Raw genomic sequence first — 15,156 nt, forward strand, 5'->3', positions numbered from 1 at the left:
AATTTAATTGATTTTTATTCTTCTAATGAAAAGTTTATTGGAAAACCATATTTTACAGGCACACGTTTTCCTTTATTTTTTCCTGGTTCGAAGCGAGGTAGCATAGATACCACTCGTTTTGCTTCTTCATTAAGGATTTCTCCTCCGTCAGGGCCTAAAGTTTTAATATTTGTTACATAACCATCTCTATCTATAACGAAACGAATCCAAACTTCTCCTTGAATTTGGTTTCTTATCGCTTCTCCAGGATAGCGAAAGTGTTTATTAATGTGATTAACCATCTCTAAATTAAAACAATCAAGTCTGTCTTTTTTCTTTGCTTTTTTACATTTATCAAAAGATGGTATTTTTTCTGTATAAAAAAGTTTTTTTGCCTCAGATAATTCTTCTTTTGATAACATCTCTGTTATCCTTGTTAGATTGTTTTTATAACCTGATGTTTTCTTAGCAATCTCTTCATTTTCTATCTTCACATCTTCAGAAGCAGAAACATCATTAACATTTAAAGTACTAACTGAGCTTATAGCTTGTGCCTTTTTTTTAACAACTCTTTTTTTAAGATATCTTTTACTTGCAGATATTTTAACTTTAATTTGTCTATCTGCTTTTTTCTTTGAGTTTTTTATTGGTTCAATAGTACATTTTGTTATACTATTAACATCAATCAAAGATTCATCAGGAGATTCGCATACTTCTTGTTGAGCATAGAAATTAAAAGACGACAATAAAAAAACTACTAAAAAATACTTTCTCATATAAGTAATTATATAATTAATAAAGGGTATAGAGTATTCTTACGAATTAGATATGGTCGGGGGAATGGCCGGCAAAAGTAAGTGTTTTTTGAATACTACCTTATCTTTTTTTAAAAAAAAGAACCTATTTTCTCAGGCTCTTTTTTCAATCTCTTTTTCAACAACTTACCCACTTATTTATTTCCTAACATCAACAATTCATTACAAACTACTTCTGTTATATAACGTTTATTACCTTCTTTATCTTCAAAAGAACGGGAAGTAAGTCTCCCTTCTATCATCACTTCTTTTCCTTTTTCTAAATATTTTTCTATAATCTCTGCTGTTTTATTCCAAGCTACGACATTATGCCATTGTGTATCGGTTATCTTTTCTCCTTGTGCATTTTTATACGTTTCATTAGTTGCAATAGTAAACTTTGCTAGTTTCTTTCCAGAATCTAAAGTGATGATTTCTGGGGTGTTTCCTAAATTACCTATTAACTGTACTCTGTTTTTTAGTGCGTTCATAATATTTGTTTTAATGTTAAACAGTTAAGAATTTGCCATTCAAACGAATTGACACTGCAAAGATGAAACAGCATACAAATTAAAACCGGTTAGTAATCATTTGTTTTCGTTTGTAAATGAATGTAATCGTTTAATTATTTTTAATACCTTTGTTTCCAAACACCTACAGCATGAAGTTTTATTTAGAAACCGAACGTTTAATTTTACGTGAGTTTAAAAAAAATGATCTAGAAGGTATTTTTGAGTTAGACTCAAATCCTGAAGTACATAAATATCTAGGCAATAAACCTATTACCACCTACAAACAAGCTGAAGATAATATAGCTTTTATACAGGAACAGTATAAAGAAAGAGGTATTGGTAGGTTTGCTTGTATAGAAAAAACTTCAGGTGATTTTATTGGATGGTCTGGATTAAAGCTTAATCAAGGAGAAAAAGAAACGTTGAACGGCTTTACTAATTTTATTGATATTGGTTATCGTTTTATTCCGCGTTTTTGGGGTAAAGGTTATGCTTCAGAAGCTGCTTTTGCTTGTTTAGACTTCGGTTTTAAAAAATTGAATTATGATATTATTTATGGTGCTGCCGAAACTGAAAATATTGGTTCTAACAAAATTCTACAAAAAATAGGCTTGCGCTATGTAAATGATTTTGTTTTTGAAGGTCATGAAGCCAAATGGTACGAACTTAAAAAGTCAGATTATGAGCAATAAGCAATGTTTGGAGTGTGGAGAAAAAGTAATTGGTAGGGTTGACAAGAAGTTTTGTTCTGATTATTGTAGAAATGCACATAATAACAAGGTTAACAAGGAGAGTAAAAACTTAATTAGAAACACCAACAACCGTTTACGAAAAAACTATAAAATTCTTTCTGAGCTAAACACTTCTGGTAAAACAAAAGTAACGCGACGTAAATTATTTGATAGAGGTTTTGACTTTAAATTTATCACATCTCTTTATATCACAAAAACGGGCAACACCTATTTTTATGTGTATGACCAAGGATATTTAGTATTAGAGAATGAACTATACTTATTAGTTAAGCAAGATTAACTATTTCCACGTATTCCCTTTAAGTTTCATAGCAGCAATAAGTACATCTTTTTGACTAATTTGCCCTACTAACTTACCATTTTCAACAATGGGAAAGCGTCTTCTTCGTGATTCTAAAAACTTATTAGCAGCATCTAAAATATTCATGTTACCATCAATCGTTTCTACTTCTTTCACCATAGCTTTTCCAACGGTGTTGTTCTTAGCAGTTGGTGAATTGTAATACCTACTTTCTGATATTTGTTTTATACAGTCACCTTCTGAAATAATTCCTACCAATTCATTTTTTTTATTAACAACAGGACCTCCAGATATTTTTTGCTTTATAAGTACATCTATTGCATCTTCAATAGGTTGTTCTTCTTTAAACGTAATTAATTTTGTACTCATATAATCTGAAACCAACATTGGTACCTTCTCTTCTTGGGGTGTACTCGACCTCTTTCCTTGAAAACTTTTAATTGCCATAATACTAAAATTTACTACTAAATATACTGATTTTTAATTGATTATGTTTTTTCTTCTTAAAAAATAAATTACTTACTTTTATAAATACTAAAATCCAACTATGAAATCATCAAGAAATTACCTTGCAGTTCTCATCATTATTTTAACTGTTTATTGGAGCTTTAACGATATAATACCCAGTGTAACCTCTTCAAAAAAAGAAATTAGTGCTACTGAATTTTCAATTGATAATGCACTCTATCATTTAAAAAACATTTCTCAAAAGCCGCATCATACTGGATCTGAAGAACACAAAAAAGTACAAGATTATCTAGTACAAGAGTTGAAAAAACTGAATTTAGAGCCTGAAATTCAATATCAAACTGCTATTAATAAAAAATGGAGAGCAGCAACTACTACAGAAAATATTATTGCTAGAATTAAAGGAACTGAAAATAGCAAAGCTTTATTACTTTTAACTCATTACGATTCTAATCCACATTCATCGTTAGGCGCAAGTGATGCTGGTTCTGGCGTGGTAACTATTTTAGAAGGTGTAAGAGCTTACTTAGCAGCAAGTAAAACACCTAAAAATGATATTATTATTCTCTTTTCTGATGCTGAAGAGTTAGGACTTTTAGGCGCACAAGCTTTTGTTGAAAATCATCCTTGGGCAAAAGATGTTGGATTAGTACTAAATTTTGAAGCACGTGGTAGTGGTGGTTCTAGTTATATGTTGATGGAGACTAACGGGAAAAACAAAACGTTATTAACTGAGTTTTTAAATGCAACCCCCAATTACCCTGCTGCTAATTCTTTAATGTATGGTGTATATAAAAAACTTCCTAACGATACCGATTTAACTGTTTTTAGAGAAAAAGGGAATATTAACGGATTTAATTTTGCTTTTATTGATGATCATTTTGATTATCATACTGAACAAGATTCATACGAAAGATTAAATAGAGAAACACTTTTACATCAAGCGGATTATTTTACCACTTCGTTAAATTACTTTGCTAATGCTGATTTAACCAACCTGAATAGCGATACAGATTATATTTATGTAAACTTTCCTTTTATAAAGCTTTTAACCTATCCGTTTTCTTGGGTATTACCAATGCTAATCATTGCTTTTTTATTATTTATAATTTTAGTTACAGTAGGTATATATAAAAAGAAGATGACCGTAATAGGTGTATTAAAAGGCTTTATTCCTTACATACTATCTTTAGTAGTATGCGTAGGTATATCATACGGGTTATGGCAATTATTGTTGATTATCCATCCACAATATACCGATATACTTCATGGTTTTACTTATAACGGATATCAATACATTATTGCTTTTGTTCTTTTAAATCTTTGGATTCTTTTTAAAGTATATAATAAGCTAAAAGAAGCTAAAGCTATCGATTTACTAGTCGCTCCTATAACTTTTGGATTGGTTATAAATGTTATAATTTACATGAATTTACCAGGAGCGGGTTTCTTTATTATTCCTGTTTTTGCTTCTTTATTCATTTTAGCAATCTTGCTCTTTATGAATATTAACAAAACCTCTAGAGCTACGTTGTTTGCAATTATATCTATCCCTACTATATACATGATTGCTCCTATGGTTCAGTTATTTCCTGTAGCATTAGGATTAAAAACATTATTTATTTCTGCCATACTTTTGGTGTTTCTTTTCGGATTGATGCTCCCTGTTTTTTATCAAGAAAAAACTAAAAACGGATGGCAAACATTAACTGGTTTTCTTACGTTACTATTCTTTGTACTTGCTACATTTAATAGCGGTTTTTCAATTGAAAAGAAAAAGCCTAATAGCCTAGTTTTTATTCAAAATTCTGACACTAACACCTCGTATTGGGCTAGTCATAATAAAACATTAGATGGATACACGAAACAATATTTTAACGATGAATCTAAACAAGGTGGTGCCGATTTAATGGCTGGAAAAAGTAAATACAATACTTCTTTTAACTATTATAAAAAAGCAGAAAATAAAAACATTCGTATTTCTAATATTAAAATTAATCAAGATACAACTAATAATAACTTTCGAAATGTTTCATTCACAATTACGCCTACGCGAAACATTGATAAATATGAGTTGTACACAAATACTCAAATAGAGTTAACTAATTTTACTGTTAACGGAACTTTGTACGATAAAGGAAAAGCTTTTACAGCCGATAAGGGAACACTATTAATTTATCAAATGGCAAATACTGATAAAGATTTGACTATTTCTTTTACTATTGATAAAAATACCCAGCCTGATATTGTAATTAATGAGATATCTAATGATTTATTATCCCACCCTAAGTTTACCATACGACCTAGAAGCGAAATAATGATGCCGATGCCTTTTGTAGTTAACGATGCTATTATTTGTACACGAAAACTTAAATTATAAAACCAAAAAAGCTCAACTTTTAAAGTTGAGCTTTTTCTATATTTTATTGTCTTTATTTAGTCAATATGAGAAACACGTAAAGTGTTCACCATTCCTTTAGCTTTTACGGGCATTGAAGATAAATTTATCATAAAATCTCCTGTTTTTACATAACCTTTTTCTTTAGCTATTTCATTAATATCTTCAATAGTATCATCGGTACTTAGTTCTCTATCGTAAAAATAAGCCCTAACACCCCACAGAAGATTTAACTTTCCTAAGATTCTCTTTTCAGATGAAAATGCTAGCACGTGTGATTTTGGTCTCCAAGCAGAAATTTGAAAAGCTGTATATCCACTATTGGTTAAAGTTGATATTGCTGCTGCATCAATATCATCCGCCATCAATGCTGCATGATGACATACTGATTTTGTTATAAATCTTTTAGTACGTATGTGTGGTGGCTCTTGCGGAACTTCAATTAAATCTGAAAATTCTACGCTTCCAATAATTTCAGTCATTTTTTGAATAACTCTTATTGGGTGTTTTCCTACTGAAGTTTCTCCTGAAAGCATTACAGCATCTGCTCCATCCATAATAGAATTTGCTACATCATTTACCTCTGCTCTTGTTGGTACAGAGTTTTCAATCATAGTTTCCATCATTTGTGTAGCTATAATTACCGGAATCCTCGCTTGCTTAGCTCTACGAACTAACATTTTTTGTATCAAAGGTACATCTTGCATTGGTACTTCAACCCCTAAATCACCACGAGCTACCATTAATCCGTCACAATACGGAATTAAAGCATCTATGTTTTCAACAGCTTCTGGTTTTTCTATTTTTGCTATTACAGGAACTCTATAACGTGATTTCTGTTTAATTATATCACGTAAAATACGTAAGTCTTCTGGTGTTCTTACAAACGAAAGAGCTATCCAATCCACTTCTTGCTCTAATGCAAAAACTACATCTTTCTTATCTTTTTCTGTTAAAGCTGGTAATGAAATTTTAGTGTTTGGAAGGTTAACTCCTTTTTTCGATTTTAAAGCTCCTCCAACTATTACTTTAGTAACAACTTCACTTTCTTTATCTGTTGCTGTTACTTCAAACATCAACTTACCATCATCAACTAAAATCTTCTCTCCTACCTTTACATCTTTTGGAAAACGCTGATAGGTCATAAAAGCTTTCTCTTGTGTTCCTTCACATTTTTCTGTAGTAAAAATAAAGGTGTCTCCCGCTTTTAATTCTACTCCATCTTGCATTACACCAACTCTAAGCTTTGGCCCCTGTAAATCTGCTAATATTGCTACGTTATAGCCTCTTTCATCATTTATCTCACGTATTTGACGTACACGTTCTTTTACTACTTCATAATCGGCATGTGAAAAATTAATTCTAAAAACATTTACACCAGCTGCTGCCATATTAGCCAAAATTTCTTTTGTGTTTGTTGCTGGACCTAATGTTGCTACAATTTTTGTTTTCTTGTTGTGTGGCATATAATTAAAAAATTAAAAAATCTTTCGATTTTAATGAGTTTACCTCTATTTGATAAGAGGTTATAATTTGAGGAATTTGTTTAATTACTTCTATAATTTTTAGAATTGAGTCATAATCAAAATCTCCTTCTAGTTTTAAAAAAAAATCAACCTTTTTCTTTTCTGGTATCAAACGCGTAATTGAATCACTTTGATTAAAAAGACTTATTGATTCTGATTCAAGAATTGACTTATATACATTTGCAATTAAAAACCAATCTTGACATAGTTTTGCATTGGTATATTCATATACTGTATAAGATGATTGACTACCTTTTTTAATAAAGTCTAAATCATAATTTGCCCTATTAAACTTAATTTGTAAATATTGGTTTAATAAATATGCTAATTTATACTCACCTAAAGTAGTATGAATACCTATCAATGTATAATCATCGTTAGAAAATTCATTTATATTCACCTCATAAATTGGCATAAAAACAATTATTTGTTTTTGCTAAATTAATGAATGTATAGAAAATACTATGTAAAATTTACGAAAACGTTTTTTGTTTACGTGTTAAGAATTTAGCATTTGCTTTTGCATAGCAAAATATACTCTTTTTGCTGCAATTTCCTCTGCTTTTTTCTTAGACGTTGCTCTACCCTTAGCTATGATGTTACCATCTATACTAACCCGAACACTGAAGTGTTTCTTACTTTGGTTACCTGAATCTTCGTATGATTCAAACTTATACTTTTTCTTTTGCTTTTGACACCACTCTATAACAAAACCTTTATAACTAGATATTTTTCCTTCCAATCGTTCAATATCTACGTAAGGCATTATTACTTGTTCATAAATAAACTGATGACAATAATTGTATCCTCTATCTAAATATATTGCACCTACTAGAGCTTCAAAAATATTTCCATGAATATTATTACTAACATGTTCTTTGGAAATGTTACTTTTTATAAACCTAATTAGCTCAAGGTCTTTACCTAAACTATTTAAGTGCTCTCTACTTACAATCTTAGAACGCATTTGCGTTAAATACCCTTCATCTCCTTCAGGTACTTTTTTAAACAGGTAAGAAGCTATAACTGTACCTAAAATGGCATCTCCTAAAAACTCTAAACGTTCGTAGTTAACAGGGTGTCCTTTACTATCTACTAATTTTAAAGATCTGTGCGTAAATGCTTTTTTATAATACGATAACTTAATTGGTTTAAAATTAAGCAGTTCTTTTAATTCGTAGTAGAAGTTTTCATCCTCTTTATTTTGGGGTTTAACAATTCTACGAAGGAAGTTCATAAAAGATTAATCTAGTTTTCTAAAGGCTACACAAGCATTATGACCACCAAAACCAAATGTATTACTCATTGCAACTTTAATCTCTCTTTTCTGAGCTTTGTTTAACGTTAAGTTTAACTCTGAGTTGATGTTTTCATCAACATTAGTATGATTAATTGTTGGAGGAACAACACCGTGCTCCATTGCTAATAAAGAAGCAATTGCTTCAATAGCACCAGCAGCACCTAACAAATGTCCTGTCATAGACTTTGTTGAGTTGATATTAATGTTTTTAGCGTGGTTTCCAAAAACTTCAGAGATTGCTTTTAATTCTGCAACATCTCCTAAAGGAGTTGAAGTACCGTGAGTGTTGATGTGGTCTACGTCTTCTGGTTTTATTCCAGCATTTTCAAGACAGTTTTTCATTACTGCAATTACACCAATTCCGTCAGGGTGAGGTGCTGTCATGTGGTAAGCATCTGAAGACAATCCTCCACCAATAACTTCTGCATAAATTTTAGCTCCACGAGCTTTAGCATGTTCATATTCTTCTAAGACTATTGCACCTGCTCCTTCTCCTAAAACAAATCCATCACGTTCAGCATCAAAAGGTCTTGAAGCTGTTTCTGGACTTTCATTTCTAGTAGATAAGGCATGCATAGCATTAAAACCACCCATCCCTGCAATTGTAACAGCAGCTTCACTACCACCAGTTACAACTACATCACAATGACCTAGTCGAATATAATTTAAAGCATCAATCATAGCATTAGCTGATGATGCACAGGCAGATACCGTAGTATAATTTGGCCCCATAAATCCATTTTTAATAGAAATATTCCCAGGAGCAATATCTGCAATCATTTTTGGGATAAAGAATGGATTGAAACGAGGTGAACCATCTCCTTCAGCATAATTCAATACTTCATTTTGGAATGTTTCTAATCCTCCAATACCAGCTCCCCAAATAACGCCAACTCTTAATTTATCAACGTCATCAAGGTTTAACTTAGCATCGGCGATTGCTTCATCAGAAGCAACCATCGCGTACTGCGTAAATCTATCCATTTTACGCGCCTCTTTTCTATTTATAAAATCGGTCGCGTTGAAATCCTTAAGCTCACATGCGAAACGAGTTTTGAACTTGGCAGCATCAAAATACGTTATAGGTGCTGCTCCGCTAACTCCGTTAACCAAGCTATTCCAATACTCTTCTTTATTGTTTCCTATTGGCGTTAATGCGCCAAGTCCAGTTACTACAACTCGTTTTAATTGCATATAATCTTATTTTTTTGCGTCTTCAATATAGCTAACCGCTTGACCTACAGTACCAATATTTTCTGCTTGATCATCTGGAATTTGAATATCAAATTCTTTTTCGAATTCCATGATTAACTCAACCGTATCTAAAGAATCTGCTCCTAAATCGTTTGTGAAGCTTGCTTCGTTAGTTACTTCGTTATCGTCTACTCCTAATTTGTCTACGATAATTGCTTTTACTCTTGATGCAATGTCTGACATAATTTGTTTGTTTTAAAATTTAAAATCGAGGCAAAAATACAAATCTTAGTTATTAATTCTAACTTTTGCTCAAAAATGTGATGCCTAAAATAAAAAAAATACCTGAATATTTTGCTACAAACACCACCATTGTTAATAATTATTCTTTTTTTTGTAGTAACAAAACAACTAAAATTTGACATGAAACGCATCGTAATTTTTGCTTCAGGTTCTGGATCTAATGCCGAAAACATCATTAAATACTTTAATTCAACTAAAACTGCGATTGTTACTCATGTGCTTTCTAACAACCAGCGTGCCAAAGTTTTTGATCGTTGTGAAAGATTAAATATTGATGCTTCATTGTTTGACAAAGAAAGCTTTACAAAAGATGATACCGTATTAAATTTTTTACAAGCAGAAGCAGATATTATAGTGTTAGCGGGGTTTTTATGGCGTATTCCTTCTAAAATCGTAGAAGCCTTTCCTAATAAAATAATCAATATACACCCAGCATTGTTGCCAAAATATGGAGGAAAAGGAATGTACGGAATGAACGTACATAATGCCGTAAAAGAAAATAATGAAACTGAAACAGGTATCACCATTCATTATGTAAATGAAAATTATGATGAGGGAGCTATTATTTCTCAAGTTAAAACTTCAATTTCTTCTGAAGATACTCCTGAAACCATAGCTCAAAAAGTTCACGAGTTAGAATATGAACATTTCCCAAAGGTTATTGAAGAGATAATTTTACAGAATGGGTAAGAAAAAAAAGTACTATGTAGTCTGGAAAGGCAAAAAAACAGGTGTTTTTTCGTCTTGGGATGCTTGTAAAAAGCAAATTGACGGATTTACTGGTGCACAATACAAGGCCTTTACTGATAAAAAAGAAGCTGAATTAGCGTTAAAGAAAAGCTATAACGAGTATAAAGGAAAAGACACTAAAAAAACAACGCTTTCTCCAGAAGAAAAAGCTAAATATGGCTCTCCTATTTTAGAAAGTATATCTGTTGATGCTGCTTGTGCAGGCAACCCTGGTTTGATGGAATACAGAGGTGTTTTAACTCATAATAAGAAAGAAATATTTAAAATGGGGCCATTTAAAAATGGCACTAATAATATTGGTGAATTCTTAGCTCTTGTGCATGGAATTGCTTTGTTAAAAAGTAAAAACATGGATTCTCTCCCAATTTATTCGGACTCTAAAATAGCTATGAGCTGGATTAAAAAGAAACAGTGTAGAACTAATATTACATTTGATAGTTCTAATAAAGAAATTTTAGACTTAATTAGACGTGCTGAAAACTGGTTACAACAAAATTCATTTAAAAACCCATTGTTAAAGTGGGAAACTAAAGCTTGGGGCGAAATTCCTGCTGATTTTGGTAGAAAATAAAAAACCGAGTATATAAAATACTCGGTCTAATTCTCTTATTCTGCAAAATATTAACTTATTTCACTGCCATTTTGGTCTCTTCTTTCCAAGTTTGTACGCTTGCTATGGCATTATCTTTAAAATCGATTTCTTTCAATCCATCTTCTTTCCACATAAACCATTTACCTACTTTTTTTCCTGCTTCATAATGACCAATAGCCACTTTATTTCCTTTCTTATCAAAAGAAGTCCAAGTACCTGTTAACTTTTTATCTTTGAAAAAACCTTGCTCTTTAATAGTACCATCCTCATAAAAATAAGTGGCTTTTACTAAATTACCCTCAACTTCATATTTTGGTTCTATGTCCTGAGCTTGTAAAAATGTCACAGACAACATACAAGCTGCTATTATTAATTTTTTCATAATCTAAATCTTTTAAAGTTAATACCTGTTAACACAAATATACAAAAAATTTACATATTTGAAACATTTACATAACATTAAATTAACATTGAGAATTTTTAACAATTACTCATCTGTTAAAAAACGTTTTTAAAAGCTTATATTTACATATATTAACCTTTAAAAAAATTATTATGGCAGTAATGAAAGTTATTGAAATTTTAGCAAATTCTGATAAAAACTGGGAAGACGCCACTAGAAAAGCCATTAAACAAGCTTCTAAATCAGTAAAAGGAATTAAATCCGCTTTTGTACAATCACAAAGTGTAGTTGTAAATGATGATGAAGTAACCGAATTTAGAGTAAACCTAAAAGTAACTTTTGAAGTAAAATAACCTTAATACATACTAACTACTACATGCGGTTTTGATAACTATCTAAACCGCATATTTTATCTTTATCTTATTATGAACATTACACAATATATTCTTTTATCAATAGTTGCTTTCATCCACTTATACATTCTAATATTAGAAATGCTATTATGGACCACCCAAAAAGGAATAAAAACTTTCGGTTTAAAATCTGAGAGTTTTGCTGAAGAAACAAAAGTATTAGCTGCCAACCAAGGTCTATATAATGGTTTCCTCGCTGCTGGCATAATTTGGTCTATTTTATCCCAAAAAACTGATGTTGCTATATTTTTTCTAATTTGTGTTTTTATTGCTGGTGCTTATGGTTCTTTTTCTACAAAAAAACCTCGTATTTTTGTCATTCAATCTATACCTGCCTTATTAGGGCTAGTTTGTCTTATGCTATAAAAACCAACTACTACTAACTAAAATCATTTATTAACAACTAAAATTTACCATAAGAAATGGAAAAGTATTTAGAAAATTTTCAAGATTTAATAATCACCTACGCTCCAAAAGCGATTATGGCTATTATTATTTACATCGTAGGTTCTTATATTATTAGCCTTCTACTTAGAGCTACCAAAAAAATAATGGTTAAAAGAGAAGTAGATGTTACACTACAAAAATTCCTAGTTAATTTACTGCATTGGACATTAAAAATCCTTTTAATAATCACAGTAATAGCAAAACTAGGGGTTGAAACCACGTCATTTGCTGCTATCTTGGCCTCAGCTGGTTTAGCTGTTGGTTTAGCTTTACAAGGTTCTTTGGGTAATTTTGCTGGAGGTGTTTTAATTATGCTTTTTAAACCTTTTAAAATTGGTGATTTGATAGAGGCTCAAGGAGAAATTGGTGTTGTAAAAGAAATAGAAATTTTCACTACTAAACTTACAGGCTTATCTAATAAAGAAATAATTATACCTAATGGTTCTTTATCTAACGGGAATATTGTTAATTACTCTACTGAAGGTACTCGTAGAGTAGATTTAACTTTTGGTGTTTCTTACGATGCAGATATTAAACAAACTAAAGAAATATTAATAGATGTTATTACCTCACACCCAAAAGTATTGAAAAATCCTGCTCCTACAGTAAATGTATCTGAATTGGCAGATAGTTCTGTGAATTTTGCTGTAAGACCTTGGTCTAAAACAGAAGATTACTGGTCTGTTTACTTCGACATAACTGAAAACACTAAAATTGCCTTAGATAACGCTGGAATTGAAATTCCTTACCCACACTCTGTAGAAATTCACAAAGAGGGTTAACGTTTTTTTTCAGGCGTAACTACAAAATCTTTTAGATAGAAAGGTTCAAAATAAGCGACATCTTCGATGTCGTTTTTTTTATACTTGTCAAAACTTAACTTTACCATTTCTTTTGCCGAAGGGAACTCTCCATCAATAAAAACTGCATTTTTATGCGTAATAACTCCCTTGCATTTTTCTCCCCCATCACCTAAGAAATATACTTTTCCTTTTGACAAATACTCTTGAAAAGAATTTTCGTCAATAATTTCAGCTTTTATATCTCTTATTTGTTCGTAATTAGAATTGTACACACTTGCATATACTTCCATACGACGTGCATCAAGCATTGGTATAATAACTCCTTCTTTAATATTTACTTTATGCGCCAAAGATTGCAACGTTTCAATAGATATTAAAGGTTTATCAAATGCAAAACACAATCCTTTTGCTGCTGAAACCCCAATACGTAATCCTGTGTAAGAACCTGGACCTTTACTTACTGCTACAGCATCAATATCACTAAAAGAAAGCTTTGCTTCTTGCATTACCTGCTGAATAAACGGATGTAACTTTTCGGCATGTGAATAGTTGCCATCATTTAATTCTTGTATTGCTAAGAGCTCTCCTTTTTCTGCTACGCTAACCGAGCAATTTTTAGTTGCCGTTTCTATATGTAAGATTGTTGCCAAATCTGAAATTTATTTTTTGACAAAGATACATTATAAAGAAAAACCTCATTAGTAAAATTCTAACAAGGCTCTTCCAACAATAAATATATTTTTCTTAGTTAGTCAACGATTGACTCTCCGTAGTAAAATTTCAATACTTTCGTTTTAAATACATAATCGTATTTAGCTCTAATCATTGCTCCTTCTGCATTTACTAATCGATTACGTACTTGATCAAAATCGAATTGAGTCATTGATCCATAATCATAACTTACCTGAGCATTTTTAAATGCTTCTTTTTGAGCTTCTAATGATATCTGTGCCACTTCATATGTCTTAGCTGCTGCTTTTGCATCTAAAAAAGCGCTTTCTATTTCTTGTTGTAGTTGTAGTTTTTGATTTTCAAGAGCAAGTTGAGAAACTTCTTTATTTATAACAGATTTTTTTACTCTGTTTTTTGTTTGAAAACGATTAAAGATTGGGATATTAAGTGACAAGCCTAAATTATATCTAATTCTATCTTTTGTTTGTTTAAAAAAGTAGTCATTAGTTTGACCTGGGAATAGGTTATTAAACTGATGAAAGTAAGAGCTACTTGCACCTATTGAATAGGATAGGTTAGGTAGATAAGCCCCTTTTTCTAATTTTATATTTAAATCAGCATTACTTACATCCAACTTTGCTCTTTCTATATCTGGCCAAGCAGATAAAGCTTTCTCATATACAATGTTAGAGTTTTCATATAGCAATGCTGCCGAAGGAGTTCCCACTTCAATATCCGTTACATCAAAATCTTCTGATGAAATCTGTAACAACTGACTTAACCTTAACAATGCTATACTTAATGTATTTTCTTGCAATACTACGTTTTGAACGTCATTTGCCGCTGTAGATTCAACATTTAATAAATCTCCTTTAGGAATTACTCCTCCTTCAAACTGAGCTCTTGCTCTTTCTATTTGTTTTTTACTAATCTCTGCTTGAACATTTGCTACCGACAAATTTTCTTTTGCAAACAATACATTTAAGTATTCATTTACTACATTTAAAGAAATATCATTTTCGATTTTCGCTAAGTCCAACTCACTTCCTTTTACGCTTAGTTGCGCTTGCTTTTTTTGATTTAAGTTTCTAAACCCGTTAAAAATAGTTCCTCTAGTTGATAGACTAAATGAGGAATTAAAATTCTGAGTATTCTTTAAAACCCCAGTTTGGTCTGGTGATAAACCAGAACTAAAACCAGCACTAGAAGAAGCGTTTAAATCTGGCAAGAAGTTTCCTTTAGATATTTCAACATCTTTTTCAGCCAACTGAACACTTAAGCGATTTTGCTTAACTGTTATATTATTTTTTAAGGCATAATTCACACACTCTTTAAGTGTCCATTGTTTTTGTGAAAAAACAGCTATAGAAGTGAAAATAGCTGTAAATAATGCAATTTTAGTTTTCAAAAGATCAATATTTTTTATTTAAACTCAGTTAGTTTATATTTCTAAAAGTAGAAATATATTGCTTTTCTATTAATTACAGAAAAACTAGCAAACAATTTTACACTCTAATGTATAAAAACGATAAATTATTTTTTACTGCGC

At 31.1% G+C, this 15,156-nt stretch carries 19 protein-coding genes; 8 read left to right on the forward strand and 11 right to left on the reverse strand.

Translation table 11 applies throughout. The features are described 5' to 3' along the window. Nucleotides 1–14: 14 nt before the first annotated feature. A complete protein-coding gene (locus C7448_RS00520; protein WP_115899418.1) occupies nt 15–755 on the reverse strand; it encodes an energy transducer TonB in 741 nt (246 codons plus the stop codon). 173 nt (nt 756–928) lie between these two features. Further along, the gene (locus tag C7448_RS00525; protein ID WP_115899419.1) at nt 929–1,264 is read right to left on the reverse strand and encodes a single-stranded DNA-binding protein; all 336 of its coding nucleotides are present in this window, start codon (nt 1,262–1,264) and stop codon (nt 929–931) included. Between the two features lie 170 nt (nt 1,265–1,434). Between C7448_RS00525 and C7448_RS00530 the strand changes: the two genes are divergently transcribed. After that, the gene (locus tag C7448_RS00530) at nt 1,435–1,977 is read left to right on the forward strand and encodes a GNAT family N-acetyltransferase (RefSeq protein WP_115899420.1); all 543 of its coding nucleotides are present in this window, start codon (nt 1,435–1,437) and stop codon (nt 1,975–1,977) included. After that, on the forward strand, nt 1,967–2,317 hold the full coding sequence (locus C7448_RS00535; RefSeq protein ID WP_115900101.1) for a hypothetical protein: 351 nt from the start codon (nt 1,967–1,969) through the stop codon (nt 2,315–2,317). Before C7448_RS00530 ends, C7448_RS00535 begins: the two co-directional genes overlap by 11 nt. On the opposite strand, the gene C7448_RS00540 is transcribed toward C7448_RS00535, so the two are convergent. Next, nucleotides 2,318–2,785: a CBS domain-containing protein gene (locus C7448_RS00540; protein ID WP_115899421.1), complete on the reverse strand. Its 468-nt coding sequence runs from the start codon at nt 2,783–2,785 to the stop codon at nt 2,318–2,320. A gap of 100 nt (nt 2,786–2,885) precedes the next feature. Here C7448_RS00540 and C7448_RS00545 point away from each other — a divergent pair, with 100 nt between their 5' ends. Next, the gene (locus tag C7448_RS00545) at nt 2,886–5,186 is read left to right on the forward strand and encodes a M20/M25/M40 family metallo-hydrolase (protein WP_115899422.1); all 2,301 of its coding nucleotides are present in this window, start codon (nt 2,886–2,888) and stop codon (nt 5,184–5,186) included. Between the two features lie 56 nt (nt 5,187–5,242). Here C7448_RS00545 and pyk read toward each other — a convergent pair whose 3' ends face one another. From pyk to C7448_RS00570, 5 genes are all read right to left on the reverse strand, one after another. After that, on the reverse strand, nt 5,243–6,670 hold the full coding sequence (gene pyk, locus C7448_RS00550) for a pyruvate kinase (RefSeq protein ID WP_115899423.1): 1,428 nt from the start codon (nt 6,668–6,670) through the stop codon (nt 5,243–5,245). Nucleotides 6,671–6,674: 4 nt separating this feature from the next. Then, entirely contained in the window at nt 6,675–7,145 is a 471-nt protein-coding gene (locus C7448_RS00555; RefSeq protein WP_115899424.1) for an IPExxxVDY family protein, read from the reverse strand. 84 nt (nt 7,146–7,229) lie between these two features. Further along, nucleotides 7,230–7,967, reverse strand: coding sequence for a ribonuclease III (gene rnc, locus C7448_RS00560; RefSeq protein ID WP_115899425.1), 738 nt, complete (start codon nt 7,965–7,967; stop codon nt 7,230–7,232). 6 nt (nt 7,968–7,973) lie between these two features. After that, entirely contained in the window at nt 7,974–9,224 is a 1,251-nt protein-coding gene (gene fabF / locus C7448_RS00565) for a beta-ketoacyl-ACP synthase II (RefSeq protein WP_115899426.1), read from the reverse strand. 6 nt (nt 9,225–9,230) lie between these two features. After that, nucleotides 9,231–9,467 (reverse strand): acyl carrier protein, encoded by a 237-nt coding sequence (locus tag C7448_RS00570; protein ID WP_093871978.1) that lies wholly within the window; start codon nt 9,465–9,467, stop codon nt 9,231–9,233. A gap of 180 nt (nt 9,468–9,647) precedes the next feature. On the opposite strand from C7448_RS00570, the gene purN reads away from it, so the two are divergent. Both purN and C7448_RS00580 read left to right on the forward strand, forming a co-directional pair. Next, nucleotides 9,648–10,217 carry a phosphoribosylglycinamide formyltransferase gene (gene purN, locus C7448_RS00575; RefSeq protein WP_115899427.1) on the forward strand — a complete coding sequence of 190 codons (570 nt, stop codon included), beginning with the start codon at nt 9,648–9,650 and terminating at the stop codon, nt 10,215–10,217. Continuing rightward, complete coding sequence (locus C7448_RS00580; RefSeq protein WP_115899428.1) at nt 10,210–10,848, forward strand: ribonuclease H1 domain-containing protein; 639 nt, start codon at nt 10,210–10,212, stop codon at nt 10,846–10,848. The genes purN and C7448_RS00580 overlap by 8 nt, the downstream gene beginning before the upstream one ends. 55 nt (nt 10,849–10,903) lie before the next feature. On the opposite strand, the gene C7448_RS00585 is transcribed toward C7448_RS00580, so the two are convergent. Further along, nucleotides 10,904–11,251, reverse strand: a complete 348-nt coding sequence (locus C7448_RS00585) for a toxin-antitoxin system YwqK family antitoxin (RefSeq protein ID WP_115899429.1) — start codon at nt 11,249–11,251, stop codon at nt 10,904–10,906. A 173-nt stretch (nt 11,252–11,424) separates the two neighbouring features. Between C7448_RS00585 and C7448_RS00590 the strand changes: the two genes are divergently transcribed. The 3 genes from C7448_RS00590 to C7448_RS00600 all read left to right on the forward strand — a co-directional run bounded on the left by C7448_RS00590 (nt 11,425) and on the right by C7448_RS00600 (nt 12,914). Continuing rightward, complete coding sequence (locus tag C7448_RS00590; RefSeq protein ID WP_115899430.1) at nt 11,425–11,625, forward strand: dodecin family protein; 201 nt, start codon at nt 11,425–11,427, stop codon at nt 11,623–11,625. 72 nt (nt 11,626–11,697) lie between these two features. After that, nucleotides 11,698–12,051, forward strand: coding sequence for a DUF1304 domain-containing protein (locus tag C7448_RS00595; RefSeq protein ID WP_115899431.1), 354 nt, complete (start codon nt 11,698–11,700; stop codon nt 12,049–12,051). Nucleotides 12,052–12,107: 56 nt separating this feature from the next. Next, entirely contained in the window at nt 12,108–12,914 is an 807-nt protein-coding gene (locus C7448_RS00600; protein WP_115899432.1) for a mechanosensitive ion channel family protein, read from the forward strand. On the opposite strand, the gene tsaB is transcribed toward C7448_RS00600, so the two are convergent. Both tsaB and C7448_RS00610 read right to left on the reverse strand, forming a co-directional pair. Continuing rightward, a complete protein-coding gene (tsaB, locus tag C7448_RS00605; RefSeq protein ID WP_115899433.1) occupies nt 12,911–13,585 on the reverse strand; it encodes a tRNA (adenosine(37)-N6)-threonylcarbamoyltransferase complex dimerization subunit type 1 TsaB in 675 nt (224 codons plus the stop codon). The genes C7448_RS00600 and tsaB overlap by 4 nt on opposite strands. 98 nt (nt 13,586–13,683) lie before the next feature. Continuing rightward, a complete protein-coding gene (locus C7448_RS00610; RefSeq protein WP_115899434.1) occupies nt 13,684–15,015 on the reverse strand; it encodes a TolC family protein in 1,332 nt (443 codons plus the stop codon). Nucleotides 15,016–15,156 lie beyond the last annotated feature (141 nt).

This window comes from Tenacibaculum gallaicum (assembly GCF_003387615.1).
In the GTDB taxonomy this organism is placed as follows: domain Bacteria; phylum Bacteroidota; class Bacteroidia; order Flavobacteriales; family Flavobacteriaceae; genus Polaribacter; species Polaribacter gallaicus.

What these genes read in the sequence shown, in the direction of transcription:
- C7448_RS00520 (WP_115899418.1), bottom strand. Translation starts at nt 755, where the DNA reads ATGAGAAAGTATTTTTTAGTAGTTTTTTTATTGTCGTCTTTTAATTTC.
- C7448_RS00525 (WP_115899419.1), bottom strand. Translation starts at nt 1,264, where the DNA reads ATGAACGCACTAAAAAACAGAGTACAGTTAATAGGTAATTTAGGAAAC.
- C7448_RS00530 (WP_115899420.1), top strand. Translation starts at nt 1,435, where the DNA reads ATGAAGTTTTATTTAGAAACCGAACGTTTAATTTTACGTGAGTTTAAA.
- C7448_RS00535 (WP_115900101.1), top strand. Translation starts at nt 1,967, where the DNA reads ATGAGCAATAAGCAATGTTTGGAGTGTGGAGAAAAAGTAATTGGTAGG.
- C7448_RS00540 (WP_115899421.1), bottom strand. Translation starts at nt 2,785, where the DNA reads ATGGCAATTAAAAGTTTTCAAGGAAAGAGGTCGAGTACACCCCAAGAA.
- C7448_RS00545 (WP_115899422.1), top strand. Translation starts at nt 2,886, where the DNA reads ATGAAATCATCAAGAAATTACCTTGCAGTTCTCATCATTATTTTAACT.
- pyk (WP_115899423.1), bottom strand. Translation starts at nt 6,670, where the DNA reads ATGCCACACAACAAGAAAACAAAAATTGTAGCAACATTAGGTCCAGCA.
- C7448_RS00555 (WP_115899424.1), bottom strand. Translation starts at nt 7,145, where the DNA reads ATGCCAATTTATGAGGTGAATATAAATGAATTTTCTAACGATGATTAT.
- rnc (WP_115899425.1), bottom strand. Translation starts at nt 7,967, where the DNA reads ATGAACTTCCTTCGTAGAATTGTTAAACCCCAAAATAAAGAGGATGAA.
- fabF (WP_115899426.1), bottom strand. Translation starts at nt 9,224, where the DNA reads ATGCAATTAAAACGAGTTGTAGTAACTGGACTTGGCGCATTAACGCCA.
- C7448_RS00570 (WP_093871978.1), bottom strand. Translation starts at nt 9,467, where the DNA reads ATGTCAGACATTGCATCAAGAGTAAAAGCAATTATCGTAGACAAATTA.
- purN (WP_115899427.1), top strand. Translation starts at nt 9,648, where the DNA reads ATGAAACGCATCGTAATTTTTGCTTCAGGTTCTGGATCTAATGCCGAA.
- C7448_RS00580 (WP_115899428.1), top strand. Translation starts at nt 10,210, where the DNA reads ATGGGTAAGAAAAAAAAGTACTATGTAGTCTGGAAAGGCAAAAAAACA.
- C7448_RS00585 (WP_115899429.1), bottom strand. Translation starts at nt 11,251, where the DNA reads ATGAAAAAATTAATAATAGCAGCTTGTATGTTGTCTGTGACATTTTTA.
- C7448_RS00590 (WP_115899430.1), top strand. Translation starts at nt 11,425, where the DNA reads ATGGCAGTAATGAAAGTTATTGAAATTTTAGCAAATTCTGATAAAAAC.
- C7448_RS00595 (WP_115899431.1), top strand. Translation starts at nt 11,698, where the DNA reads ATGAACATTACACAATATATTCTTTTATCAATAGTTGCTTTCATCCAC.
- C7448_RS00600 (WP_115899432.1), top strand. Translation starts at nt 12,108, where the DNA reads ATGGAAAAGTATTTAGAAAATTTTCAAGATTTAATAATCACCTACGCT.